The following is a 24333-nucleotide window of genomic DNA, read 5'->3' as shown; positions in this document are numbered from 1 at the left end:
GGAAAGTCTCAATGTACTGGTCTCATGTAAGTAATAACTAAGATCTTGATCGCTGATGTAATTCTTGAGCTCTAGGTATCCACAATCACTAAGCAATCTGGACTCGTAGTAATTAGATTTTGTTGTCTCTAAATATTTATTTGGTAGACTAGCTTGGAAAGCCTGTGAAATTGCCTTATTTGAATCGATCCATGCTCTTCTAAGAAGTACATTACTTAATTGATCCCTATGGCTACACAAACAACTGTACACCTTATGAACTGATGGAATTACCAATAAACCTCTTTCTGCAAGCTCTGAGCCGAACTGCAAGATCCTTGTCCTTTCCATTGTCACCTCGATACAGAGGTATAATACCAATAGTCTGACATCAAGGTTGTGTTTAAAAAGGATTCATTCTTAGCAGAGAAAGCAATTCTCCTTTGCAATGGTCCCTCTTTAGCAAAAGTTGAACTCTCACGTCTTGACCGAAACCGATTTTTTCTGGTTGGTCTCAATAATATTGTTCGATTTCTAGATCAATTGTCCATTTCAATAGACTTTTATATTGCTGCTGACAGGCTTATATTTCAAGATTCACGAGATGTCATTCACAAGCTTTCTTGCTGGAAGTATCTCCGTGAGCATACTTGTGATGATGATTTAAAGGTATCCTGCAGAGTCACTACATTTAATTCAGATTGTCAATTGCAAGAACGAAATCTATTCTCTTTTGATCCCAACTTGTTCGTTTCGGGACTGGCTGGAGCGCCCTACATAGCTTTTCAAATACTCCACTACTTAGGTTTTCAGGAAATTTGTATAATTGGCATGGATCATACTTTAGGCATGCCTAATCATCCTGATTCATCCAAACACTTTGTATCTAACTACTTTTCTAATTCTATTCTCGACAGTGATGCTGTTGAAAAAACAAAGCCAATGTCAGAGCGCGACCCTTATTTCAATTACGCAAATGAGGTTTTTAAATATAGTCGCCGCCAAATTTTTAATTGTACTCCCAACTCGCTATGCAAAGTATTTCCCCATGCGCCCCTAGATTATCTCTATTCTGCTGCATAGATATACACTTCTAGGCAATTTCATTAATCTCATATCATAACCAGTTTATATTTCTGTCCTTACCATTTACCAAATCACTTTATATGCCCGCTTTCGAGAGCCAAAGACATCTATAATAAAGAAAAGCGCCAAACGACTAATGTCCACTAGAAACCCTCAACTGCTTCCTCTACCCGATCTAAGCCAAAGCGTTTTTACTATCACCTCTCAGCCATCATGGCGCAAACTTGAGGAAGACTTCAGTTGTTCTAAGCGCGTCTCACTTTTCGGCAATGGTGGTAACCTTGCAGTAGCCGACCATGCAGCCATTGATATTTCCCGGCTAACAAATAAACTTGGCATTTGTCCTGGAAGTGGAATTCTAGCAAGCTCTTTAATCAATGAAAAAGGTCATGATGAATGGTTGCGTAAATGGGTTGAAATCTCTGCACGGGGTTTGAACTCTGATGTACTCGAGGAGTCACTTTGCATCGGGATTAGTAGCAGCGGTATTTCAGAAAATGTTGTACGTGCGCTTAATTACTCTGCATCAATTGGATGTCGTGCCTGGCTTATTACAGCTGCTCCATTAAAGAGCGAGGAAACCATCAACTTTAATACATGCACACTCAATTTAGATGAGTACCATAGCGCTGAGGTTTTGACCCTGCTTTTAACTTATCAACTTATTCATTCTTCCGGTTTTAATTGCCCACCAATATCGAAGGCTTCTACTTCAAACAATACATTTGATTTTAATCATTCATGACCTTCACAGTTGCCGCAATTATCACAGCACGTGGAGGATCAAAATCTATATACAAAAAAAATATCATCCTTATCAACGAGAAACCCTTGCTTTCATACCCTATAAATGCAGCAAAATCATCAGCAACGATTGATCATACATTTGTTGATACGGATTGCCCTGATATTGCCTCTATAGCCAAGCAATATGGAGCCAAAGTAATTAATCGACCATATCACTTATCTGGAGACACAACGGATCATGGAGATGTGATTCGTCATGCTGCTAATGAAATATTGAACTTAACTCATATTGATATTTTCGTTGTACTTCTCGGTAATACTGTCATGATTGATCAGGAGCTTATTAATAGGTCTGTAAATCTTTTAATTGACAATGATGATGCCACTGGTGTCTGTTCCGTCTGGCAGGCTGCTGACGACCACCCTCAACGGGCAATGATGATAAATGATCAAGGTCTCCTTGAAGGGCACTCTTCCGTGATTAGACAACATGGTGCGACAACTGACCGCTCTTCATATGTTCCTGCTTACTTTTATGACCAAGGAGTATGGGCTTTCCGAGCGACAAACCTTCTATCAAGTTCTGGTCCTGCAACATGGAACTGGCTGGGGGATAAAGTTTTACCAATAATTCGTCCTTGGATAACCGGTCGCGACATAAACGGACCTTTTGACTATAACTACCATAAATATTGGCAATTACTTCGCGAAACTCCAAAGAACTTTGAACTCCCCAAGTAAACTGCTTCCTACTGCACTGATATTTGACTGTGACGGTGTACTCTTAGACACCAACAATGCTAAATCTCAGATATTTTTTCAGATAGCCTTACCGTACGGCAAAGACATTGCGACTGAACTATGCGATTTCCATTCGGAAAATGGTGGTGTTTCTCGAGTCACCAAAATCAACTACCTTCTCACAACACTTTTCTCCAAATACAAAATTACCACTTCAGAGCCTTTTCATGCTTTACAAAAAAAACTATTGCTGGAATTTTCATCGCTATCTTATCAGTCAATGCTTGAAGCAAAAGTAAATAATGATGCCATTAAACTAATTCATAAATGTCGACCTGATATATGCATGATGATATCCGGCAGCGATCAAACAGAGCTCAGATCTGTTCTTTCTGCTCGTAGCTTATCTTCTTTATTTCACTCAGGTATATTTGGAGGACCTCAGAACAAAGAAGACATTTTTCGGTCAAAAATTAATATTATTAAATCATCCTCTTTCCCTGTATTCATCGGGGACAGTAAACTCGACTACTCCTGTGCATTAAATTCAAAAATACCATTTCTCTTTTCAACAAAGTGGACTGACGTTCCTGACTGGGAGCCATGGGTTTCAATTAATGGTATTTCATATTCGGATAATATATATTCCTATTTTGTGGACTGAATATCATTATGCTCTCTCATTTTGAATTCATTGATTACGTGTAAATTAATTATTAGAAATTCGAATTATAATATTCCTTTAAATGCTAAAACGACTAATGCATAATTGTTATAGATTGCACTCAATTTGACCGCAATAGTCAGCCTCATTTCCACGGCATTGGTTTTATTTCTCCAGCTGGTTAATTGCTTGTCATGCAAACAAGCTTATATTCAGATGGTTGAGGACATTAGGATTATTTTTTTAATCAGCTGTTGCCTACGAGTTTCTGACGAAGCTGCTTAATGCGGTCACGCAGGTTCGCCGCCTCTTCGAAATCAAGCTTCTTAGCCGCCTCCTTCATCTTGGCTTCGAGCTGATCAATTAATTCCGGCAGCGCTTCCAGAGCCAGGCCCGCATCAGGATCGTTTTCTAGAGCCTGGGTTGCCCTGCCGACCACCTCCACCAAATCGGCATCGGGCCCATCCTGTTTGAGCTTGCGAGAGAGCTCCAAAAAACTCAGAATCGAGTTACTCGCCTTCTTACCAGCAGCAGTCGGCACAACACCATGCTTCTCGTTGTAGGCCTGCTGGATCGCCCTGCGCCGTTCGGTTTCGGAGATGGCCTTGGCCATCGAATCGGTCATGTTGTCGGCATAAAGCAGAGCCACTCCCTCCACGTGCCTGGCCGCCCGGCCGATTGTCTGGATCAACGAACGCTCAGCTCTCAGGAAACCTTCCTTGTCGGCGTCGAGGATGGCCACCAAGCTCACCTCCGGCAGGTCCAGGCCCTCCCGCAGCAGGTTCACCCCCACCAGCACGTCATATTCGCCTAGACGAAGGTCCTGGATGATTTCGATCCGCTCAATCGAATGGATCTCTGAGTGGAGGTAGCGCACCCGGACCTCGTTCTCGGCCAGGTAATCGCTGAGGTCTTCTGCCATCCGCTTGGTCAACGTAGTGACCAGCACCCTCTGGTTTTTGACCGCCCGATCACGGATCTCCCCCAGCAGATCGTCCACTTGGCCGGTGGTGGGCCGCACCTCCACCACTGGATCCAACACACCCGTTGGACGAATCACCTGTTCGGCCACCTCGCCGCCGCTTACTTCCATTTCCCAATCGCCCGGGGTAGCTGAAACGAACACCGTCTGGCGAGCCTTCTCCCAGAACTCGGCCCCCTTCAGCGGCCGGTTGTCAGCAGCACTGGGCAAGCGGAAACCATGCTCAATCAGCACTTTCTTGCGGGCCTGATCGCCGTTGTACATCGCCTGCAACTGTGAGCAGGTGACATGACTCTCGTCGACTATTAATAGCCAGTCATCGGGGAAGTAATCAATCAGGCACTCCGGCGGTGTGCCCTCTTCGCGGCCGGCCAGATGACGGGCGTAGTTCTCCACCCCATTGCAGTAACCCACCTGGCCCAACATCTCCAGGTCATATTTGGTGCGCTGCTCCAGGCGCTGAGCCTCCAACAACTTGCCTTCTCCGTTGAGCACATCCAGTCGCTCACGTAGCTCTGAGCGGATGGCGCTGATGGCGGAATCCAGCCGGTCTTTGGGCGTCACAAAGTGCTTGGCGGGATAGATGTTCACAGCCTCCAGGCTCTGGAGAATCTCGCCGGTCGTGGGATCCACATAGCGAATCGCCTCGACCTCATCGCCGAACAGCTCGATCCGCACCAAACGGTCCTCGTAAGCGGGTCCGATCTCCAACACATCACCCTTCATCCGAAAACGGCCGCGAGCGATCTCGGTGTCGTTTCGGCTGTACTGGTTATTCACCAGCTCCCGCAGCTGGCCGCGGATGTTGAGGGTCTCACCCACCTCAAACTTCACCGCCGCTTTGAGGTATTCGCTTGGAATCCCCAAGCCGTAGATGCAGCTGATTGAGGCCACCACGATCACGTCGCGCCGTTCGAACAGCGACCGCGTCGCCGAGTGACGCAGCATGTCAATCTCTTCATTGATCGACGCTGTCTTGGCGATGTAGGTGTCGCTGACCGGAACGTAAGCCTCAGGCTGGTAGTAGTCGTAGTACGAGATGAAGTACTCAACCGCGTTCTCGGGGAAGAACTCCCTCAGCTCGTTGCACAGCTGGGCTGCCAACGTCTTGTTGTGAGCCAGCACCAAAGCCGGTCGGCCGGTCTGGGCGATCACGTTGGCCATCGTGAAAGTCTTGCCCGTCCCCGTGGCCCCAAGAAGGGTCTGATATCGCTCGCCGCTGTTTACCCCCTTTACCAGCTGCTCAATCGCCGTGGGCTGGTCCCCCTTGGGCGAATAAGGCGCCGTGAGGTCGTAGGCGGGCATGGGTTGCGAGGCCAGACGACGAAGCGCAATTATCGCTGTGACGACCAGTGCCATGCGAACCCGCACCCTGCTGATTCACTACGGGGCCTATCAACCACTCTGGAAACAAGAGGGTCTGATCCAGGTGGGGCCCCAGATCAGTGACGGGCCAGAGAGTTTGCAGCTGACGGAGCTGTCGGTAGCAGGGCTGCGCAACGCGCTGAGGCAGCGGGGCTGGGCTGCCCAAGGGGTGCTGATTCAGTACACCGATCCATTTCTGCTGCGCGCTGCACCGATGCGGGGCATCCGCCAATGGCCCGGACCACGTCTGCTCGCCTGCGGCGATCTCCATCACGGGCCCGATCCAGTCGGCACCCTGCAGCAGTACTGCGCTGCTGAACCGCACGATGCGGTGCTGCTCACGTTCAATCCTGCGCTGCTGCAAAACATGCAACAACGCTTGCCAATGCCCGTGCGTTGCCTGGCCCCAACCTTCTTTCGCTACCCAGCCGCGACACCAAGCCCAAGACCACGTCTGGAACTGCTCCACGTGGGGAGCCTTGGCCCCCATCACCCCCGGCGCAGACAACTGGTGGAGCGCCTACTGAAGCGACAACAGGTGCCACTCCGTCACGCCACCACAGCAAACGCCGATGAAGCAGCTCGGCTCTACGCCCAACACGCCTTGGTACTGAATGTGCCCTTGAACCAGGACCTCAATCACCGCCTGTTCGAAGTGATGGCCGCTGGAGTACCCCAGGTGATCTTTGGTGATCGCAACCTGCTGGGAGACAACAGCCCACTAGCCCACCGCCCCGATTTGTTCTGGGCCAACTCCATCGAGGAGCTGGAAAACCTTGTCCAGAGGCTTTTCGCGCACCCCAATGAACTCAAAAGCATTTCAGTCGAACCTCCTCCATACTGGGACCTCAGAGCTCTTCTGAAAGCAGCCCTCACCCCTTGATCAATTGCTTCTCTGGCCTTGAGGAGCAAGATGAAGTGCTGCGGCTACCCGACCCGTGACCCCGATCCGGCTGGTTCACCATGCCCCAGGTGCTCCGGGCCTGCGCTGGCTGGGCCTTGGGCCGGATCTCCGGCCGAGCCGGGCCCTGCTCAAGCTGCAACGGCTGTTCGATCGCCATGCCTTCTGGGCCCGGGGCCGCAGCTTTTCCCAGCTGAGGCGCCTACTCGCCGGTAGCGACGCCGTGGTGAGCCTGTGGCGTGGCAAGCGGCTGGTGGGCTTCGGACGGGCCACTTCCGATGGCTTCAGCCGGGCTGTGCTCTGGGACATCGTTGTGGCCGGTGATCTGCAGGGTCACGGCTTGGGCCGCCGGGTGATCGAAGAACTGCTCCACACCCCACCGGTGGTGGGCGTTGAGCGTGTGTACCTGATGACCACCAAGAGTGCCGGCTTCTACAGGCAACTGGGGTTCCAGGATGCAAACCCCCAACAGCTGATGGTGCTGCGCCGCTGAGGCATTTCAATCCTGTCAGGCCCGTTACGATCCGGATTCGTCAGATCAGCCAATGCCCCGGTCCGCGTCCCAGTCCCCTGACGACGCTCTGCAGGGCAATCTGTTCGGAGCGCCTGAATCCGCGGCCCCAACGGCTGCTGCGCCCGCCATCGGACCGGAGGCAGTCAGTCACGATTTGAGCGACGACGAGCTCGGTGCTGATTCAGTCGCCCGGCCCCGAACACGCCAGGCCCCTAGACGCAAAACCAGCAGCGAAGCCCAGGCTGCAAACGATTCAGAGCCCAGCAGCGACGAGCCGGCCTGGGCCCACCACAGCAAGTTGGATCCGCTGCAGCTCACGCCGATGCTGCGCCACTACGTGGAGCTCAAAGCGGCCCATCCGGAGCGGGTGCTGCTCTACCGCCTGGGCGACTTCTTCGAGTGCTTCTTCGAAGACGCCATCGAACTCTCCCGGGTGCTGGAGCTCACCCTCACCGGCAAGGAGGGCGGCAAGGCAATCGGGCGGGTGCCGATGGCGGGCATCCCCCACCACGCAGCTGAGCGCTACTGCGCCGAACTGATCAAGCAGGGCTACAGCGTGGCCCTCTGCGATCAACTCGAAACCACCCCCACCAAGGGCGCCCTGCTCAAGCGGGACATCACCCGGGTGCTGACCCCAGGCACGGTGCTGGAGGAGGGCATGCTCAGCGCCCGCCGCAACAACTGGCTGGCGGCAGTGGTGGTGGAGCCGGCCCAGGGCAAGCAACCACTGCGCTGGGGCCTGGCCAGCGCCGATGTGAGCACCGGCGAGGTGCAGGTGATGCAGCGGGAAGACAGCAGCGCCCTGCACCAGCAGCTGGCCCAGCAGGAGGCCTCCGAACTGCTCTGGGCCGCCGCCCTCGATGCTGAGCGGCCGGCCTGGTGTCCGGAACGGTTGCGACTCACGCCGATGGCCAGCACCCCCTTCAGCCCAGTGGAGGCGGAGCGCACCCTGCAGCAGCACTACGGCCTCAGCAGCCTCGATGGCCTCGGCCTGCCGGAGCACCCCCTGGCCCTGCAGGCCCTCGGCGGCCTGCTGCGCTACCTGCAGGACACCCAGCCCCTGGAGGAAGACAGCCGCATCCCCCTGGAAGTGCCGGCGATCGTGCACCGCAGCGATGCCCTGGTACTGGATGCCCAGACCCGCCGCAACCTCGAGCTCACCGCCACCCAGCGCGACAACCAGTTGCAGGGGTCATTGCTCTGGGCCATCGATCGCACCCTCACCGCCATGGGCGGCCGTTGCCTGCGCCGCTGGCTGGAAGCACCGTTGATGAACCGCCAGGCCATTCAGCAGCGCCAGGATCTGGTGAGCAGCCTGGTGGGTGAACGCAGCCTGCGGCTGGCGATCCGCCAGCTGCTGCGGCCGATGGGCGACCTGGAGCGGCTGGCCGGCCGGGCCGGAGCGGGCCATGCCGGTGCTCGCGATCTTGTGGCCATCGCCGATGGCCTGGAACGGTTGCCCCAGCTCACCGCTCGGCTGGACTCTGCGATCAGTACAGGGCCGGAGTGGCTGCAACAGCTGCTCAGTCCCGATCCAGCCCTGGCGGAGCTGGCCCGGACGATTCGCCACAAGCTGGTGGAGGCCCCACCACTCTCCCTCTCCGAGGGCGACCTGATCCATGACGGCGTCGACCCGCTGCTGGATGGGCTGCGCAACCAGCTGGACGATCAGGACGCCTGGCTCAGCCACCAGGAGCAGCAGGAGCGCCAACGCAGTGGCATCAGCACCCTGAAGCTGCAGCACCACCGCACCTTCGGCTATTTCCTGGCGGTGAGCAAAGCCAAGGCCACCGCCGTGCCGGACCACTGGATCCGGCGCCAGACCCTGGCCAACGAAGAACGCTTCATCACCCCGGATCTCAAGGAGCGGGAGGGCCGCATCTTCCAGCTGCGGGCCCGGGCTTGCCAGCGGGAATACGAGCTGTTCTGCCAGCTGCGCGAGCAGGTGGGGGCCATGGCCGCCCCGATCCGCCAGGCGGCCCGCGCCGTTGCTGCCCTCGATGCCCTCACCGGCCTGGCCGATGTGGCCGCCAGCGGTGGCTACTGCGCCCCCACCATTAACGACGGTCGGGGGCTGCAGCTGGAGGCCAGCCGCCATCCGGTGGTGGAGCAACGGCTGGTGGAAACCGCCTTCACCCCGAATGATGTGCAGCTCGGGGAGGGCACCGATCTGATGGTGCTCACGGGCCCCAACGCCAGTGGCAAAAGCTGCTATCTACGCCAGATCGGCCTGATCCAGCTGATGGCTCAGATCGGCAGCTGGGTGCCGGCCCGATCCGCCACGATCGGCATTGCCGATCGGATCTTCACCCGGGTGGGTGCAGTGGATGATCTGGCCGCCGGCCAGTCCACCTTCATGGTGGAGATGGCCGAAACCGCCAACATCCTTCACCACGCCAGCGATCGTTCCCTGGTGCTGCTCGATGAGATCGGGCGGGGCACCGCCACCTTCGATGGCCTCTCGATCGCCTGGGCCGTGAGCGAGCACCTGGCCGGCGACCTGGGCAGCCGCACGGTGTTCGCCACCCATTATCACGAGCTCAACAACCTGGCCGCCGAACGCGACAACGTGGCCAACTTCCAGGTGCTGGTGGAGGAAACCGGTGAAGATCTAGTTTTCCTCCACCAGGTGCAGGCCGGCGGCGCCAGCCGCAGCTACGGCATCGAAGCGGCACGCCTGGCCGGCGTTCCCAAGCCCGTGGTGCAACGGGCCCGTCAGGTGTTGGATCAGTTGGCGGCCTGAAGCCTCAAGCCGACGGCAAGGTCCGCATCAGGCTGCCCATCTCCAGGGCTTCCAGGCCGTAGCTCCAGCCGAGATTGCTCTTGATGCCCGCCCGCTCCAGCGCCTGCTGCATCGTGTCGGTGGTCAACACGCCGAAGATCACCGGCACGGACGTGTCGCGCGCCACCGCTGCGACGCCCTTGCTGGCCTCCGCCACCACCACATCGAAATGGGGCGTGTCGCCGCGGATCACCGCCCCCAGGGTGATGAGCACCTGGTACTGACCGGAGCGGGCCATCTGCTGGGCCACGATCGGCAGTTCGAACGACCCCGGCACCCAGGCCACGTCCAGCTGGGAGCTGGTCTCCGACACATCCACGCCGTGGCGCTTGAGGCAGTCGAGACAGCCGCTCAGCAACTTGGCGGTGACCAGATCATTGAAACGGGCCACGACTATGCCGACGCGCAGCCCAGCTGCGTCAGAGAAACGTCCTTCAAACGTGGCCATTGGGAAGGTGCCTACTGAATCTCAGCCATCGTGGCACCCGCCAGGTTCTGCCTGAGGCTGAGCTCAGACGACGAAGAAGCTCACACCCCAGTTGAGCAGCACCAGCGCCACCCAGACTGCACTGCCCAGCAGGATCAGACGGTTGGAGCGGCCGCTGTCCTCGCTGGAGGCATACAGCACCGGCACCGCAACGATCAAAGCGAAGGACGCCACCACCAGGGCCAGAACGGTCAGCGTGTTGATGAACTGCATGGAGCTGGAAGTCAGGGGTTGATTTTCACACGAGAGCTGTTGCTCCCGCGAGCGAGCGGAGGACTCTTCACACCATGAAGGGGAAGAGTCCTCCGCTCAGCGCAGATTCAGGTTCAGACGCGGGTCGCGACAGCGCTGCCGAGGGCATCACGCAGACCACGAACAACGGCCACCATCGCCAGCTCATCTTGCAGGCGGTTCACCGCTGAACCAACGCCCACACCGGCCGCACCGGCAGCGATGGCCATCGGCAGCGTCACCGCCGAAAGACCAGAAGCACACAGAACGGGCACATCGACGGCGCGGCTGATGCTGTGGGCGGCCGCCAGGGTGGGGGCAGCCTTCTCAATCAGGCCCAGGTGACCAGCACTGAAGGGCTTGGCACTGGTGCCGCCCTCGGTTTGGATCAGATCAGCTCCGGCCGCCACCAGATCGATGGCCAGCTGCTCCTGCTCATCCATCGGCAACACATGGGGCACGGTGACGCTCAACACCACGTTGGGCAGCAGTTGGCGGGTGCGGCGGGTGAGCTCCAGCACCTCAGCCGCATCAAAGATCCGGCCCTGGGGATAAAAGGCGTCGTAGTTACCGATCTCTACCATCAGCGCACCGGCTTCCACCGCCGCGGGGAACTGCTCAGGCTCCACCGAAGACACGCACACGGGCACGCCACCGGAGGCCTCGATCGCCAGACGCACCAGGGCAGGGTCACAGGCCACGTCGATCAGATCAGCACCGCCACGCCCGGCGGCACGGGCGACCCGCTCCACACTGGCGGCGTCGAAATTCATCAGGCCAGCGATCACCTTGAGCGCAGAGCGCTGCTCAAGGCTGCGCTGCAGAGAAACGGGCAGCTGCTGAAGACGGGTCATGGGGGACTGGACAGCGATGCCCTGATTCTCACACCGTGGGGGAAACGCACCCCTGCTTCTTGGGCTGGACGTCCTGGCATGACCGCCTGCACCGGCGCCTGCTGATGCAGCCGCAGCTGTTGCCCCAGGGCAGCTCTCTGCTGCTGGCGGTGTCCGGCGGACAGGACTCCATGGCCCTGCTGGCGTTGCTGCAGGATCTGGCGCCCTTGCATGGCTGGAGCCTGAGCCTGTGGCATGGCGATCACCGCTGGCACGACGGCTCCGGCCGAATCGCCACCGAACTGAGCAGCTGGTGCCAGCAGCGGCAGCTCCCTCTGCAGGTGGACCAGGCAGCACCGGGAGAGGTGCCCAGCGAGGCCAAGGCCCGGCAGTGGCGTTACGAACGGCTGGACCAACGGGGCCGCCAAGCGGGCGCCGATGTGGTGACGGGCCACACCGCCAGCGACCGGGCCGAAACGATGCTGCTGCAGCTGGCCCGCGGCAGCGACCTAGCCGGCCTGGCGGCCCTGCCCAGCGTCCGCCCCCTGAGCCCGGAAGGGCCCCTCCTGCGCCGGCCGCTGCTGCACCTGCAGCGCCACGACACCCTCCAGATCTGCCAAGACCTCGCCTTGCCGATCTGGGAGGACCCCAGCAACCAATCGTCTGAGTTCGCCCGCAACCGGATCCGCCAGGAGGTGCTGCCGGTGCTGGAGGCGTTGCATCCGGGCAGCACGCAGCGGATAAGCGATCTGGCCGAACGGGTGTCCCAGGTGCGGGACAGTCAGACGGAACTCAGCCAGATGGCCCTGAAGCTTCTGCAAACCGCTGCTGGCCTGGACCGCCGTGGTCTGGGGGCGTTGAGCTCAGCCAGCCGCCGCCTGCTGCTGGCGCAGTGGCTGCAGCAGCAGGGGGTGCCTGCCCTGCCGGCCAGCCAACTGGAGGAGCTCAGCCTGCGACTCGAAAGCGGTGCCCCCAGCGGTGCGGCCGATCTTGCCGGGGGCTGGCAACTCAGCTGGAAAGGGGCGGAGCTGGTGCTGCAGCAGCGCGCAGCAGAGCATTAACCGCCGCGGCCACCAGACCCGCTCCACCCCTGCTGCTCTCCAAACGGATCTGGGCCAGGCCACTGGCCGCCAGATGCTTCTTGCTTTCCGCCACCCCCACAAAACCCACCGGCATGCCGATCACCAGGCTGGGGGCTTGAGCACCGGCGGCCACCTGCTGCAACAGCACCTCAAGGGCAGTCGGCGCACTGCCGATCAGCACCACCGGAGCCGGTGACGCCAGCGCAAGCGCACGCCAGGCCTGCTCCATGCCCGCCGCCGTGCGCGTTGAGCCCGCCGGCGCCGCCTCAGGTGCCCACTCCAGCACCGTGTGCACCGCACTGCCGAGGGTGCGTTGGGCCATCGGGGCCACCGCCGCCGCCGCCATCGCGGTGTCCGTCAGGATCGGCGCTCCCTGCTTCAGCGCTGCCAAACCCTGCTCACAGGCCCCCTCGCTGAATCGCAGCAGTGTTCCCAACGAGAGATCACCGCTGCTGTGCACCAGCCGTTCCAGCACCTGCTGTTGCAGCGGCGGCAGGCCCATGTCCCCCAGTGCCGCCCGGATCCGCCGGATGCTTTCGGTGAAGATCGGGTGGTCCTGGGCCATCCACGCCATCATCGACCCATGCCGATCCATCTGCTCTGGGGTGATGACGCCGCTGCGCGGGATCGGGCCATCGATGCCCTGATCGGCAAGGTTGTCGACCCCAGCTGGAGCAGCCTCAACCTCAGCCGCCTGGATGGGGCCGACGCTGGTCAGGCCCTGCAGGCCCTCGAGGAGGCCCGCACCCCTCCCTTCGCCACGGGCGAACGGCTGGTGCTGCTGCAGCGCAGTCCGTTCTGCAATGGCTGCCCCAGTGAGCTGGCTGACCGGTTTGAAGCTGCCCTCGAGCTCATCCCCGACAGCAGCCACCTGGTGCTGGTGAACCCGGCCAAACCCGATGGTCGCCTGCGCACCACCAAAGCCCTGCAGAAACGGATTAAAAGCGGGCTCGATCAGGAGCAGAGCTTTCCGCTGCCAGCGGCCTGGGATGGCAACGGCCAGCGCCAGCTGGTGCAACGCACGGCCGAAGCCCTGGGCCTCAAGGTGGAGCCGGATGCCATCGATGCCCTGGTGGAGGCCATCGGCACCGACAGCGCCCGGCTCGAATCGGAACTGCGCAAGCTCTCCCTGCGGGACACCAGCATTTCCGCCGCACGGGTGCAGGAGCTGGTGGGAGGGCGCTCCACCAACGCCCTGGCCGTGGGCGATGCCCTGCTGGAGGGCAACCCCGGCGAAGCGATCGCCCGCTGGGATGCCCTGATCGAAGCCGGGGAACCAGCCCTGCGCATCGTGGCCACCCTCACCGGTCAAATCCGCGGCTGGCTCTGGGTGAGCCTGCTTGAACAGCAGGGGGAACGGGATGTGGCGGTGATCGCCAAAGCCGCTGGGATCGGCAACCCCAAACGCATCTACGTGATGCGCAAGCAGCTGCAGGGCCGCCCGCCCAAGCGCTTTCTCTCACTCCTGGGCCGTCTCCTGGAGGTGGAGGCCCGGCTGAAACGCGGCGCTCAGCCGGGCGACGCCTTCCGCGACGGCCTGCTGGGCTGATCGCTGCCCGTCAGGTGAGAAAATCCAGCGTTGCTGAAGTCCGGTCCATGGCCCTCCTGGTGCAGAAATTCGGGGGCACCTCCGTCGGCAGCGTGGAACGCATCAAGGCGGTGGCTGATCGGATTGGACGTTGCCGGGAGGAGGGGCACGACGTGGTTGTGGTGGTCTCCGCCATGGGCCACACCACCGATGAATTGACTGGTCTGGCCAACGCCATCACCTCTGCCCCCACCCAGCGGGAGATGGACATGCTGCTGGCCAGTGGCGAACAGGTGTCGATCGCCTTGCTAGCGATGGCCTTGAACGCTCAGGGAGTCAGTGCGACGTCGATGACCGGTCCACAGGTGGGCATCGCCACGGAATCCACCCATGGCCGGGCCCGGATCCTCGGGATTCGCACCGACCGAATACGCAACCGCCTCGCGGCTGGCCAAGTGGTGGTGGTGGCCGGTTTCCAGGGCACCAGCACCAGCAGCGATGGCCTCAACGAAATCACCACCCTCGGGCGCGGGGGCTCCGACACCTCCGCTGTCGCCCTGGCGGCGGCACTGGGTGCCGATGCCTGCGAGATCTACACCGACGTTCCGGGTGTGCTCAGCACCGATCCGCGCAAAGTGTCCGATGCCCAGCTGATGGAGACGATCAGCTGCGACGAAATGCTGGAACTCGCCAGCCTTGGGGCCTCCGTGCTGCATCCCAGGGCCGTTGAGATCGCCCGCAACTACGGAGTGAACCTTGTGGTGCGCTCCAGTTGGAGCGATGCCCCCGGCACCCGGATTACCAGCCGTTCAGCCCGTCCGATCAGCAGCAGCGGCCTCGAGCTCGGCAGCCCTGTGGATGGGATGGAGGAAGTGGACGGACAGGCCGTGCTCGCCCTCTCCCAGATTCCCGATCAGCCTGGGATTGCCGCACGCCTGTTTGAAACCCTCTCCGAGGCCGGAATCAATGTGGACCTGATCATTCAGGCCACCCATGAGGGCAGCAGCAACGACATCACCTTCACGGTGGCGGAAGCGGATCTCGAGCTGGCCCGCGCTGTAAGCCAGAAAGTTCTGGATCAACTGGGCGGCGATCTGGCATCCGAAGCAGGGCTGACGAAGCTGAGCATCAGCGGGGCCGGAATCATGGGGCGCCCTGGCATTGCCGCCGGCCTGTTCAACTGCCTGTGTCAGCAAGGCATCAACCTGCGCCTGATCGCCACCAGTGAGGTGAAGGTGAGCTGCGTGATCGACTCCGGCGCCGGCAGCAAGGCGGTTCAAGCCGTGCAGGAGGCCTTCGACCTGGAGGACTCGCAAATCCGCATCAATCCCACCGACAACGGCAACGGCGAACAGGAAGTGCGCGGCGTCGCCCTCGACCGCGACCAGGTGCAACTGAGTGTTCGCCACGTGCCCGATCGACCCGGCACCGCAGCGGCGCTGTGTTCAGCCCTTGCGGACAACAGCATCAGCCTCGATGCAATCGTTCAATCGGAGCGTCAGCACGACGACGGATCGCGCGACATCACCTTCATCCTGCGCAAGGACGACCGCGCCCGCGCCGATGTGGCCCTGGCCCCCCTGCTGGCCCAGTGGCCCGGTGCCGCTCTGGAGGATGGTGAGGCCATTGCCCGGGTGAGTGCTGTGGGCGCTGGGATGCCGGCAACGCCCGGCACAGCGGGGCGGATGTTCCGTGCGCTGGCGGACGCCGGCATCAACATCGGTCTGATCGCCACCAGCGAAATCAGAACCAGCTGTGTGGTGGCCGAAGATGCTGGCGTTCAGGCACTCCAGGTGGTGCACGCCGGATTCGGACTGGGAGGTGAGGAGCGTCACACCGCCCAAGGCATCGCTTCACCGCACGACCCCGACTAACGGTCTACAACGGGGGGACTGGCCCCCCCAACGCGTGGACGCCGATTTCGAGCAGCACTACCAAGCCGCGGAACGGGCCTATGGCCTCGGAGAGTACGCCGAAGCCCATGCCCTCACCTCAGCGTTGTGGGATCAACTCCAAAGCGCATCGAACGAGCACGACCCAAGCCTGGTCTTGGGCTGGCGAGCGGTGGTGTCGTTGCTCCTGGGTCACATCCAACTGCATGGGCTCCAGCAACCGGAGGAAGCCGCCATCTCCTACGAATGGGTGCTGCAGAGTGACGTGGACGCCACCATCGTCGCCCTGGCGGAACAGGGGCTGGAGCGCTGCCGAGCAGAAGACACCGCCAGCGGAGCAGGTACGACACCCGCAACCAACAGCGGCATCCCAGACCTGCTCAGGGATCCCTTCCTGAGCACGGAGCCCGATCAAGCCCGGCCTGCAACGGCTGATCTGGTCATCGCAATGCCGTGGTTGTCCAGTGATGAGGAAAACCGGGCCGTGCCGACTGCGGATCCCTCCCCCACTCCGGTCCCAAGCCCAGAGCCAACGGTCACGCCAGAAGCCAGTTCAGACGTCGAGGTCGAGGTGGAGATGGCGAACCAGGAACCAGCACGCAGCGAAGAAGAGCCACCCGTCGCCGTCGACCCCACACCCCAGGAACCTGCTGCCAAATATCTCTTGGAGAACTCATGGCTCCGCGTTCAACTCCAGCCCGACATCAAAAGCCCCACCGACTCCGGAGAGCCGATGGGGCTGATCAACAGGATCAAAGGGGTATTCGTCCGATCAGCTGGCCGCTGAACGACGACGACGGGTGCGGCCTGCAGGCATCTCCGGCTCCGGGGAAGCAGGGGCTGCCTTTTCAGCCACCGGTTGAGGAGCCACTTTCTCCACCACTGCGGTTGCCGCCGCGGCACGCACGGGGGCTGGGGTTGCCGAGCCAGACCGGCCGTTGCCCTGGTTGTTCCGCACTGGAGCGGGAGTGCCACCGCCACCGCCGTTGCGACGGCCATAGGGAGAGCCACCGCCACGGCCACCGCGACCGCGGGGAGCCGGACGGTCATCGGGCTCAGCATCGGCACGGCCCTTGTAGACCGGTGTGCCGCCAGGGGCCGGCTGCACCAGACAGAGGATCAGCGGCTCCACCTGCAGTTCACGGCGCATCCGGCGGCCAAGGCCCACCTCCACTTCACGCTGCACACCCATCCAGTCCACCTCCGGTGCCTTGCCACCGTTGTTGCGGCAGAGCTGCTTCCAGCGGTTTTCAAGCACCCACTTGATTTCGCGCTCCACCCACAACGACATCTTGCGGGCATCAGCTGTGGTGACCACACCCCGCAGGTTCACCCGCGGCGGAGCCACCATGGCGCCATCGGTGCTGATGGCAGCGAGGATCGTCACCACGCCGTCTTCCGCCAGCTGCTGGCGTTCCTTCAGCACCCGGGCATCAACGATGCCGTTGCGGGATTGATCCAGCAGCTCGATGCCCGCCTTTACGGCATTGCCTTTGCGAATCGAATCCGGGGTGAGCTCCACCACATCACCGTTGTCGATGATCAGGGTGTTGTCGACCGGAACCCCCATCGCATGGCCGGTGCGGGAGTGCTGCACCAGCATCCGGTGCTCACCGTGCACCGGCACGAAGAACTTGGGCCGGGTGAGAGCCAGCATCAGTTTCTGGTCTTCCTGGAAGCCATGGCCGGAAACGTGGATGCCTTCGCCCTTTCCGTAAACGACCTTGGCGCCCAGCATCATCAGCTTGTCGATGGTGTTGACCACGGAAATCGTGTTTCCCGGGATCGGGCTGGCCGAGAAGATGATCGTGTCGGTGGTCTTCACCTTCACCTGGGGATGTTCACCGCGGGAGATGCGGCTCAGGGCAGCCAGCGGCTCACCCTGGCTACCGGTCATCAGCAGCAGGGTTTCACGATCGGGCACATCGTTGATCTGCTTGATCGGCACAAACAGTTCATCCGGCGCGCGCATGTAGCCCAGTTCCCGCGCCTTGGCGATCACGTTGAGCATCGAGCGGCCCAGCAGACCCACCTTGCGGCCGTTCTTCAGGGCCAGCTCCAGAATCATCGACACGCGATGAATCGAGCTGGCGAAGGTGGTGACAATCACTCGCCCTTCGGCATTGGCGATGTGGCGATCCAGGTTGGGGAAGACGGAGCGCTCCGGCGGGCAGAAGCCAGGAACCTCGGAGTTGGTGGAATCGCTGAACAGACAGAGGACGCCCTTGTCACCGTAGTGAGCCAGGCGGGCCATGTCGAAGTTTTCGCCGTCGACCGGGGTGTGGTCGAACTTGAAGTCACCCGTGAAAATCACGGTCCCCACCGGTGTGGAGATGGCCAGCGAGAAGCTGTCGGCCATCGAGTGGGTGTTGCGGATGAACTCCACGGAGAAGTGCTGACCCACCTTCACCACATCGCGCGGACCGACGGTCTGCAGGGTGGTGCGGTCGCGGACACCGGCCTCATCCATCTTGCCGGTGAGCATCGAAAGGGCCAGACGCGGCCCGTAGATCACCGGAATGTTGAAGTGCTTGAGGTGATGGGCGATGCCACCGATGTGGTCTTCATGACCATGGGTGACGATCATGCCGCGGATCCGCTTCTGGTTCTCGCGCAGGAAGCTGGTGTCGGGCAGCACCACATTCACCCCGTGCATGCCGTCGCTGGGGAAGGCCAGACCGGCATCCACCAGCATCAGGTCATCGCCGTACTCGAACACACAGGTGTTCTTGCCGATCTCGTGGAGACCACCCAGGGGAATCACCCGAAGGAAGGGCTCCTGACCCTTGCTGGATCGCGCGTTGTTGGCCATGGAAAACGATGGGTAAAGAACGGGTTGCGTGAGCCGATAAGCCGGACCGGGCTAGGTCTGACGGAGGGCGGCCATGGCGGTGGAGAGCGAACGTTTCATGTCGTCAGAGAGGGGGCACAGGGGCGGACGGGGCGCACCGACAGACCAGCCATTGAGTTCCAGGGCAGCCTTGACGGGAATCGGATTGGTGGTGGCGAACAGGGCCTTGAACAGGGGAATCAACGCGTCGTGCAGGGCGAGTGCGGAGGCACCATCGCCGTTCAGATAGGCCTCGATCATGGCGCGGATCTCAGGGCCCGCCACATGGCTGCCCACACTCACTACGCCCACGGCACCCACCGCAAGCATCGGCAGGGTGAGGCCGTCGTCACCGCTATAAATCGCCAACTGCGGACCGCAGGCCAGCCGCAAAGCCGTGACCTCTTCCGTAGTGCCGCTGGCGGCCTTGAAACTCACCACATTGGGGCAGTCCATCAGCCGGGCCACCGTGGCCGGGGCGATGCTGCAACCGGTGCGGCCAGGGATGTTGTAAAGCATCAACGGCAGCTCAGGTGCCGCTTCAGCGATGGCCCGGAAATGGGCCTCCAGACCCTCCTGGGGAGGCTTGTTGTAGTAGGGCACCACAACGAGAGCGCCATCGGCACCGGCCGCCGCCGCTTCCTTGGTGGCCTCCACCGCTTCCGCTGTGGAATTGCTGCCCGTGCCCGCCAACACCTTGGCGTCACTGCCCACGGCATCACGAACGGCCTGCAGCAGTTGCAACTGCTCGTCCCAGCTGAGGGTCGGCGATTCACCGGTGGTGCCGCACACCAGCAATCCTTCGGATCCCTGATCCACAAGATGCCGGGCCAGGTTTGCGGCAACGCTGAGATCCACAGCACCGCTGGCATCAAAGGGGGTCACCATCGCGGTGACCACACGGCCGAAGGGAGTTGGGGAGAGGGTGGCGGCCTGGGTCATCACTTTTGAATCAAGAGTTCAGCGATCTGAACAGCATTCAGCGCCGCTCCTTTGCGGATCTGGTCCCCACACAGCCAGAGCTCCAGAGCATTGGCATCACTGATGTCCTGACGGATCCGGCCGATCGCCACCGGGTCGCGACCGGTCACATCCGTCGGCATCGGGAAACGGTTCGCCGCCGGGTCGTCAATCAGCTCCACACCAGGTGCAGCCGCGAGCAGCTCACGTGCCTCATCAACCGGGAAAGGGGACTCGAACTGGATGTTCACCGCTTCGGAATGGGCCCGCAGCACGGGCACTCGCACGCAGGTGGCGGTGAAGCGCAGATCCGGCAGACCCATGATCTTGCGGGTCTCGTTCACCATCTTCATCTCCTCCTCGCAATAGCTGTTGGCCTGCAGGGGAGAGTTGTGCAAAAAGAGGTTGAACGCCAGGGAGTAGGGCAGCACCTCTCCTTTCGGAGTGCCGCCGTCCAGCACAGTCTGCGACAGGTTTTTCAGCTCCTCCATGGCCCGGGCACCGGCACCACTGGCGGATTGGTAGGTGCTCACCACCACCCGGCGCATCGCCCGCTTGGCCGCCAAAGGAGCCAAAGCGAGGGTGAGCAGGATCGTGGTGCAATTCGGATTGGCGATCACGCCCTTGTGGGAGAAGGCCGCATCGGGGTTGACCTCGGGCACCACCAGCGGCACACCCTCCTCCATCCGGAAGGCACTTGAGTTATCCACCATCACCGCACCGGCGGAGGTGATCGCCTCGCGCCACTGCTTGGAGACAGAACCACCGGCTGACGCCAGCACCAGGTCGACCCCCTCAAAGGATTGGGCCGAAACCTCTTCCACTGTGAGGGTGCGGCCATTCCAGGTTTGGGTCTGGCCGGCCGAACGGGCCGACGCCAGCAGCTTCAGCTCGCCAACGGGGAAACGGCGCTCTTCAAGCAGCAGCAGCAGTTCCTGGCCAACAGCACCGCTGGCTCCGAGAACTGCAACGTTGAGAGGGCGATTGGGAAGGGTCGAAGACAAGCGGTGGAGTGAACGATCTGAACGAAAACCCGTCGTTTCTCAGATCTGACATCACTGCGTAGAGAACGTGATGTCGATCGAGCGACGCGCTCAGCTTACCGATCCAGCCTGAATTCACCCGTTGCATAAAGTGCTGGGCTGCCCTTTCCCTTCCCCCATGAGCGCTGCAGCCCTGAAGGTGACCACCGAAGCCCGACCCAGCAGCCGCCTGGCGGTGACGGTCACCGTTCCTGGGGAGCGCTGCAAGACGAGTTACGAAGACGCCATCAACAGCCTCAGCCGCAGCATCAACCTGCCGGGCTTCCGCAAGGGCAAGGTGCCGCGCACGGTGCTGGTGCAGCAGCTGGGAGGCGTGCGGATCAAAGCCACGGCTCTGGAAAAGCTGATCGATAACGCCTGGCGTGACGCCATCCAGCAGGAATCGCTGGAACCGATCAGTCAGCCTGATCTGAGCAGTGGTTTCGACGGTCTGCTGGAGAGCTTTGAGCCCGGCAAGGAACTCACCTTCACCCTGGAAGCCGACGTCGCCCCGACGCCGAAGCTCAAAACCACCAAGGGCCTGAAGGCGGAATTTGAAACCGTCGCCTACGACGCCTCACGGGTCGACGCGATGCTTGAGGACTCCCGCAAGCAGATGGCCACGGTCGTTCCGGTGGAAGGTCGTGCCGCCAAGAACGGCGACATCGCTGTGCTCGGCTTCAAAGGCATCTACAGCGATGACGGCAGTGAGATCGAGGGCGGCAGCGCCGATTCGATGGATGTGGACCTGGAAAACGGCCGGATGATCCCCGGCTTCATCGAAGGGGTCATCGGCATGAAGGTCGGCGAGACCAAAACCGTGGATTGCCAGTTCCCTGACGACTACCCAAAGGAGGACGCCCGCGGACGTAAGGCCGCCTTCGAGATCGAACTGAAGGACCTCAAGACACGCGAACTGCCCGAGCTGGACGACGAATTCGCCAAGCAGGCCAGCGAGCAGGAGACTCTGGCGGACCTGCGCAAAGATCTGGAGCAGCGACTCAAGGACGACGCCGAACGCCGTCAGACCAGCAACCGCCGCGATGCCCTCGTCGCCGCCCTGGTGGAGCAGCTGGAGGTGGAGCTGCCGGAAGCCCTGATCCAACAGGAAAGCCGCAACCTGCTGGAGCAGACCGCAGCCCAGTTCGCCCAGCAGGGCATGGATGTGAAGTCGCTGTTCACTCCTGATCTGGTGCGCAACCTGATGCAGAACTCCCGCCCTGAGGCCGAAGAGCGTCTGCGCCGCAGTTTTGCCCTCACCGCCCTGGCTGAAGCGGAGGACATCAAGCTCGACGACAAGGACGTGGACGCCAAGATCAAGGAGGTGAAGAAAGAGCTCTCCGCCGACGCCAAGATCGATCCCGAGCGCCTGCGTCAGGCCGTGATGGACGACCTGATGCAGGATCGTCTGATGGGCTGGCTGGAGGAGAACAGCACCCTCACCGAAAAGGCACCGGCTGCGGATGACAGCAAGCCTGCGGCTAAGAAAAAGCCCGCCGCCAAGAAGACCGCGGCCAAGAGCAAGTCCAAGGCGGACGCCAAGGACTGAGCAACGCCCATAGATTGGCCCAACTTCACCGCATACCGATCGCGTGATCGACGCCCGCAGTCACCACCCCATCCAGAACCGCTGGCGGGCCGCCATGCCCGTCTCGGCACCGGGGCCGCTGCCCACGGTTGTGGAACAGTCCGGTCGCGGCGACCGCGCCTTCGACATCTATTCCCGCCTGCTGCGGGAGCGGATCATCTTCCTTGGCACCGGCGTGGATGACGCCGTTGCCGATGCCCTGGTGGCACAGATGCTGTTCCTCGAAGCCGAGGATCCCGAAAAGGACATTCAGATCTACATCAACTCACCAGGCGGTTCGGTCACGGCTGGCCTGGCGATCTACGACACGATGCAGCAGGTCACCCCTGACGTGGTGACCATCTGCTATGGCCTCGCCGCCAGCATGGGTGCCTTCCTGCTCTCCGGAGGCACCAAAGGCAAGCGACTCGCCTTGCCGAATGCCCGGATCATGATTCACCAACCCCTTGGTGGCGCCCAGGGGCAGGCGGTGGACATCGAGATCCAGGCCAAGGAAATCCTCTACCTCAAGGAAACCCTGAACGGGTTGATGGCGGAGCACACCGGCCAGCCGCTCGACAAGATCTCGGAAGACACCGACCGTGACTACTTCCTTTCTCCGGCAGAAGCGGTTGAATACGGCCTGATCGATCGCGTGGTGGACAGTTCCGGGGACGGAGGAATCATTACGGAGGGCTGACAGACGCCCTTCCGTTCTCGATCCTGTGTGTTCAGGGAGACCCCATCGGTTGATTCCTGAGTTGTTCTCCTGTGTGGTGCCCAGCGTTCGATGGCCAAGTTCGACGCCCATCTGAAGTGTTCGTTCTGTGGGAAATCCCAGGACCAGGTGCGCAAGCTGATCGCCGGACCTGGCGTTTACATCTGCGACGAATGCATCGATCTCTGCAACGAGATCCTGGATGAAGAGCTGGTGGATGGTCAGGGCAACCCCCGCCACAGCCATGAGCCGAGCCGAAAGGCCACCCCAGCCGCCCGCAAGAGCAGCAAACCGGCCCCGACCCTGGCCTCCATTCCTAGGCCTCAGGACATCAAGAGCTTCCTGGATCAGCAGGTGGTCGGCCAGGACGCGGCCAAGAAGGTGATGTCTGTGGCGGTCTACAACCACTACAAACGTCTGGCCTGGCAGGGAGATGGCCAGGGCGAAACCGAGGAAACGGCAACCCGGCTGCACAAGAGCAACATCCTGCTGATCGGACCCACCGGCTGCGGCAAGACGCTATTGGCCCAGACCCTGGCCGAAATGCTGGACGTGCCCTTCGCCGTGGCCGATGCCACCACCCTCACCGAAGCGGGCTACGTGGGTGAAGACGTGGAAAACATCCTGCTGCGGCTGCTGCAGAAGGCCGATATGGATGTGGACCAAGCCCAGCGGGGGATCATCTACATCGATGAAATCGACAAGATCGCCCGCAAGAGCGAGAACCCCTCAATTACAAGGGATGTGTCCGGCGAAGGTGTGCAGCAGGCCCTGCTGAAAATGCTGGAGGGCACGGTGGCCAACGTGCCGCCCCAGGGCGGGCGCAAGCACCCCTATCAGGACTGCATCCAGATCGACACCAGCCAGATCCTGTTCATCTGCGGTGGTGCCTTCGTCGGTCTGGACGACGTGGTGCAGAAACGCATGGGCCGCAATGCCATCGGCTTCATGCCCAGCGACGGCCGTGGACGCAGCCGCGCCAATCGCGACCTTCAGGCCGCCCAGGTGCTGCGGCACCTGGAGCCGGATGATCTGGTGCGCTATGGCCTGATCCCCGAATTCATCGGCCGGATGCCGGTGAGTGCCGTGCTGGAGCCCCTGGACGAAAGCGCCCTGCAATCGATCCTCACCGAACCCCGCGATGCTCTGGTGAAGCAGTTCCGCACCCTGCTGAGCATGGACAACGTGCAACTGCAGTTCGCCGATGACGCCATCGAAGCGATCGCCCAGGAGGCTCACCGGCGCAAGACCGGGGCCCGCGCCTTGCGCGGCATCGTTGAGGAGCTGATGCTAGACCTGATGTACGACCTGCCATCCCAGACATCGGTGAAGGAGTTCACCGTCACCCGGGCGATGGTGGAGGAACACACGGGCGGCAAAGTGCTGCCCCTGCCTGGCGCGGAACAACAGAAGACCGCCTGA

Annotated in this window: 22 protein-coding genes; 14 read left to right on the top strand and 8 right to left on the bottom strand. The window is 60.7% G+C overall.

All coding sequences use genetic code 11. From position 1 onward, the window contains the following. Window positions 1-378 precede the first annotated feature (378 nt). The 4 genes from DXY02_RS12245 to DXY02_RS12235 all read left to right on the top strand — a co-directional run bounded on the left by DXY02_RS12245 (window position 379) and on the right by DXY02_RS12235 (window position 3217). On the top strand, window positions 379-1062 hold the full coding sequence (locus tag DXY02_RS12245) for a hypothetical protein (protein WP_137024477.1): 684 nt from the start codon (window positions 379-381) through the stop codon (window positions 1060-1062). Between the two features lie 139 nt (window positions 1063-1201). Next, a complete protein-coding gene (locus tag DXY02_RS12240; RefSeq protein ID WP_137024475.1) occupies window positions 1202-1810 on the top strand; it encodes a hypothetical protein in 609 nt (202 codons plus the stop codon). Next, complete coding sequence (locus DXY02_RS08210; protein ID WP_114988875.1) at window positions 1807-2553, top strand: cytidylyltransferase domain-containing protein; 747 nt, start codon at window positions 1807-1809, stop codon at window positions 2551-2553. The genes DXY02_RS12240 and DXY02_RS08210 overlap by 4 nt, the downstream gene beginning before the upstream one ends. Continuing rightward, window positions 2537-3217, top strand: coding sequence for an HAD family hydrolase (locus tag DXY02_RS12235; protein ID WP_137024473.1), 681 nt, complete (start codon window positions 2537-2539; stop codon window positions 3215-3217). Before DXY02_RS08210 ends, DXY02_RS12235 begins: the two co-directional genes overlap by 17 nt. 247 nt (window positions 3218-3464) lie before the next feature. Here DXY02_RS12235 and uvrB read toward each other — a convergent pair whose 3' ends face one another. Further along, window positions 3465-5504, bottom strand: coding sequence for an excinuclease ABC subunit UvrB (uvrB, locus tag DXY02_RS08205; protein WP_114988896.1), 2040 nt, complete (start codon window positions 5502-5504; stop codon window positions 3465-3467). A 52-nt stretch (window positions 5505-5556) separates the two neighbouring features. Here uvrB and DXY02_RS08200 point away from each other — a divergent pair, with 52 nt between their 5' ends. Genes DXY02_RS08200 through mutS form a run of 3 tightly spaced genes read left to right on the top strand, consistent with a single transcriptional unit; the run spans window position 5557 to window position 9722 of the window. Beyond that, window positions 5557-6447 carry a glycosyltransferase gene (locus DXY02_RS08200; RefSeq protein WP_114988874.1) on the top strand — a complete coding sequence of 297 codons (891 nt, stop codon included), beginning with the start codon at window positions 5557-5559 and terminating at the stop codon, window positions 6445-6447. Between the two features lie 55 nt (window positions 6448-6502). After that, on the top strand, window positions 6503-6958 hold the full coding sequence (locus DXY02_RS08195; protein WP_011363118.1) for a GNAT family N-acetyltransferase: 456 nt from the start codon (window positions 6503-6505) through the stop codon (window positions 6956-6958). Window positions 6959-7010: 52 nt separating this feature from the next. Further along, the gene (gene mutS, locus DXY02_RS08190) at window positions 7011-9722 is read left to right on the top strand and encodes a DNA mismatch repair protein MutS (protein ID WP_114988873.1); all 2712 of its coding nucleotides are present in this window, start codon (window positions 7011-7013) and stop codon (window positions 9720-9722) included. Window positions 9723-9726: 4 nt separating this feature from the next. Here the strand turns inward: mutS and ribH are convergent, their stop codons facing one another. The 3 genes from ribH to DXY02_RS08175 form a co-directional block, all read right to left on the bottom strand. After that, window positions 9727-10209, bottom strand: a complete 483-nt coding sequence (ribH, locus tag DXY02_RS08185) for a 6,7-dimethyl-8-ribityllumazine synthase (RefSeq protein WP_114988872.1) — start codon at window positions 10207-10209, stop codon at window positions 9727-9729. Between the two features lie 63 nt (window positions 10210-10272). After that, window positions 10273-10461, bottom strand: coding sequence for a photosystem II reaction center protein PsbZ (gene psbZ, locus DXY02_RS08180; RefSeq protein WP_006850156.1), 189 nt, complete (start codon window positions 10459-10461; stop codon window positions 10273-10275). Between the two features lie 113 nt (window positions 10462-10574). Continuing rightward, window positions 10575-11333 carry a DUF561 domain-containing protein gene (locus DXY02_RS08175; RefSeq protein WP_114988871.1) on the bottom strand — a complete coding sequence of 253 codons (759 nt, stop codon included), beginning with the start codon at window positions 11331-11333 and terminating at the stop codon, window positions 10575-10577. A 35-nt stretch (window positions 11334-11368) separates the two neighbouring features. Between DXY02_RS08175 and tilS the strand changes: the two genes are divergently transcribed. Further along, on the top strand, window positions 11369-12373 hold the full coding sequence (gene tilS, locus DXY02_RS08170) for a tRNA lysidine(34) synthetase TilS (protein ID WP_244276204.1): 1005 nt from the start codon (window positions 11369-11371) through the stop codon (window positions 12371-12373). Here tilS and DXY02_RS08165 read toward each other — a convergent pair. Further along, window positions 12321-12968 (bottom strand): precorrin-8X methylmutase, encoded by a 648-nt coding sequence (locus DXY02_RS08165; protein ID WP_114988895.1) that lies wholly within the window; start codon window positions 12966-12968, stop codon window positions 12321-12323. The two genes, tilS and DXY02_RS08165, sit on opposite strands and share 53 nt — an antisense overlap. A gap of 9 nt (window positions 12969-12977) precedes the next feature. Between DXY02_RS08165 and holA the strand changes: the two genes are divergently transcribed. The 3 genes from holA to DXY02_RS08150 are packed head-to-tail and all read left to right on the top strand — an operon-like array spanning window position 12978 to window position 16601. Then, window positions 12978-13943, top strand: a complete 966-nt coding sequence (gene holA / locus DXY02_RS08160; protein ID WP_114988869.1) for a DNA polymerase III subunit delta — start codon at window positions 12978-12980, stop codon at window positions 13941-13943. Between the two features lie 47 nt (window positions 13944-13990). After that, a complete protein-coding gene (locus DXY02_RS08155; protein ID WP_114988868.1) occupies window positions 13991-15796 on the top strand; it encodes an aspartate kinase in 1806 nt (601 codons plus the stop codon). A 34-nt stretch (window positions 15797-15830) separates the two neighbouring features. Continuing rightward, entirely contained in the window at window positions 15831-16601 is a 771-nt protein-coding gene (locus DXY02_RS08150; RefSeq protein WP_114988867.1) for a hypothetical protein, read from the top strand. Here the strand turns inward: DXY02_RS08150 and DXY02_RS08145 are convergent. From DXY02_RS08145 to DXY02_RS08135, 3 genes are read right to left on the bottom strand one after another with little or no spacing between them, the layout of a single operon-like run. Further along, window positions 16587-18626, bottom strand: a complete 2040-nt coding sequence (locus tag DXY02_RS08145; protein WP_114988866.1) for a ribonuclease J — start codon at window positions 18624-18626, stop codon at window positions 16587-16589. The genes DXY02_RS08150 and DXY02_RS08145 overlap by 15 nt on opposite strands. Window positions 18627-18677: 51 nt before the next feature. Next, on the bottom strand, window positions 18678-19586 hold the full coding sequence (dapA, locus tag DXY02_RS08140; RefSeq protein WP_114988865.1) for a 4-hydroxy-tetrahydrodipicolinate synthase: 909 nt from the start codon (window positions 19584-19586) through the stop codon (window positions 18678-18680). Next, window positions 19586-20608: an aspartate-semialdehyde dehydrogenase gene (locus tag DXY02_RS08135; protein ID WP_114988864.1), complete on the bottom strand. Its 1023-nt coding sequence runs from the start codon at window positions 20606-20608 to the stop codon at window positions 19586-19588. Before DXY02_RS08135 ends, dapA begins: the two co-directional genes overlap by 1 nt. Before the next feature lie 157 nt (window positions 20609-20765). Here DXY02_RS08135 and tig point away from each other — a divergent pair, with 157 nt between their 5' ends. From tig to clpX, 3 genes are all read left to right on the top strand, one after another. Next, window positions 20766-22175 carry a trigger factor gene (gene tig / locus DXY02_RS08130; RefSeq protein ID WP_114988863.1) on the top strand — a complete coding sequence of 470 codons (1410 nt, stop codon included), beginning with the start codon at window positions 20766-20768 and terminating at the stop codon, window positions 22173-22175. 43 nt (window positions 22176-22218) lie between these two features. Further along, window positions 22219-22893 carry an ATP-dependent Clp endopeptidase proteolytic subunit ClpP gene (clpP, locus tag DXY02_RS08125; protein ID WP_114988862.1) on the top strand — a complete coding sequence of 225 codons (675 nt, stop codon included), beginning with the start codon at window positions 22219-22221 and terminating at the stop codon, window positions 22891-22893. A gap of 90 nt (window positions 22894-22983) precedes the next feature. Beyond that, window positions 22984-24333, top strand: a complete 1350-nt coding sequence (gene clpX, locus DXY02_RS08120; protein WP_114988861.1) for an ATP-dependent protease ATP-binding subunit ClpX — start codon at window positions 22984-22986, stop codon at window positions 24331-24333.

It is taken from the genome of Synechococcus sp. N19 (assembly GCF_900474045.1).
GTDB lineage: Bacteria > Cyanobacteriota > Cyanobacteriia > PCC-6307 > Cyanobiaceae > Parasynechococcus.
This window is presented reverse-complemented; position numbering and strand designations above follow the sequence as displayed.

What these genes read in the sequence shown, in the direction of transcription:
- DXY02_RS12240 (WP_137024475.1), top strand. Translation starts at nt 1,202, where the DNA reads ATGTCCACTAGAAACCCTCAACTGCTTCCTCTACCCGATCTAAGCCAA.
- DXY02_RS08210 (WP_114988875.1), top strand. Translation starts at nt 1,807, where the DNA reads ATGACCTTCACAGTTGCCGCAATTATCACAGCACGTGGAGGATCAAAA.
- uvrB (WP_114988896.1), bottom strand. Translation starts at nt 5,504, where the DNA reads ATGCCCGCCTACGACCTCACGGCGCCTTATTCGCCCAAGGGGGACCAG.
- DXY02_RS08200 (WP_114988874.1), top strand. Translation starts at nt 5,557, where the DNA reads ATGCGAACCCGCACCCTGCTGATTCACTACGGGGCCTATCAACCACTC.
- mutS (WP_114988873.1), top strand. Translation starts at nt 7,011, where the DNA reads ATGCCCCGGTCCGCGTCCCAGTCCCCTGACGACGCTCTGCAGGGCAAT.
- ribH (WP_114988872.1), bottom strand. Translation starts at nt 10,209, where the DNA reads ATGGCCACGTTTGAAGGACGTTTCTCTGACGCAGCTGGGCTGCGCGTC.
- psbZ (WP_006850156.1), bottom strand. Translation starts at nt 10,461, where the DNA reads ATGCAGTTCATCAACACGCTGACCGTTCTGGCCCTGGTGGTGGCGTCC.
- DXY02_RS08175 (WP_114988871.1), bottom strand. Translation starts at nt 11,333, where the DNA reads ATGACCCGTCTTCAGCAGCTGCCCGTTTCTCTGCAGCGCAGCCTTGAG.
- DXY02_RS08165 (WP_114988895.1), bottom strand. Translation starts at nt 12,968, where the DNA reads ATGGCGTGGATGGCCCAGGACCACCCGATCTTCACCGAAAGCATCCGG.
- holA (WP_114988869.1), top strand. Translation starts at nt 12,978, where the DNA reads ATGCCGATCCATCTGCTCTGGGGTGATGACGCCGCTGCGCGGGATCGG.
- DXY02_RS08155 (WP_114988868.1), top strand. Translation starts at nt 13,991, where the DNA reads ATGGCCCTCCTGGTGCAGAAATTCGGGGGCACCTCCGTCGGCAGCGTG.
- DXY02_RS08145 (WP_114988866.1), bottom strand. Translation starts at nt 18,626, where the DNA reads ATGGCCAACAACGCGCGATCCAGCAAGGGTCAGGAGCCCTTCCTTCGG.
- dapA (WP_114988865.1), bottom strand. Translation starts at nt 19,586, where the DNA reads ATGACCCAGGCCGCCACCCTCTCCCCAACTCCCTTCGGCCGTGTGGTC.
- tig (WP_114988863.1), top strand. Translation starts at nt 20,766, where the DNA reads ATGAGCGCTGCAGCCCTGAAGGTGACCACCGAAGCCCGACCCAGCAGC.
- clpX (WP_114988861.1), top strand. Translation starts at nt 22,984, where the DNA reads ATGGCCAAGTTCGACGCCCATCTGAAGTGTTCGTTCTGTGGGAAATCC.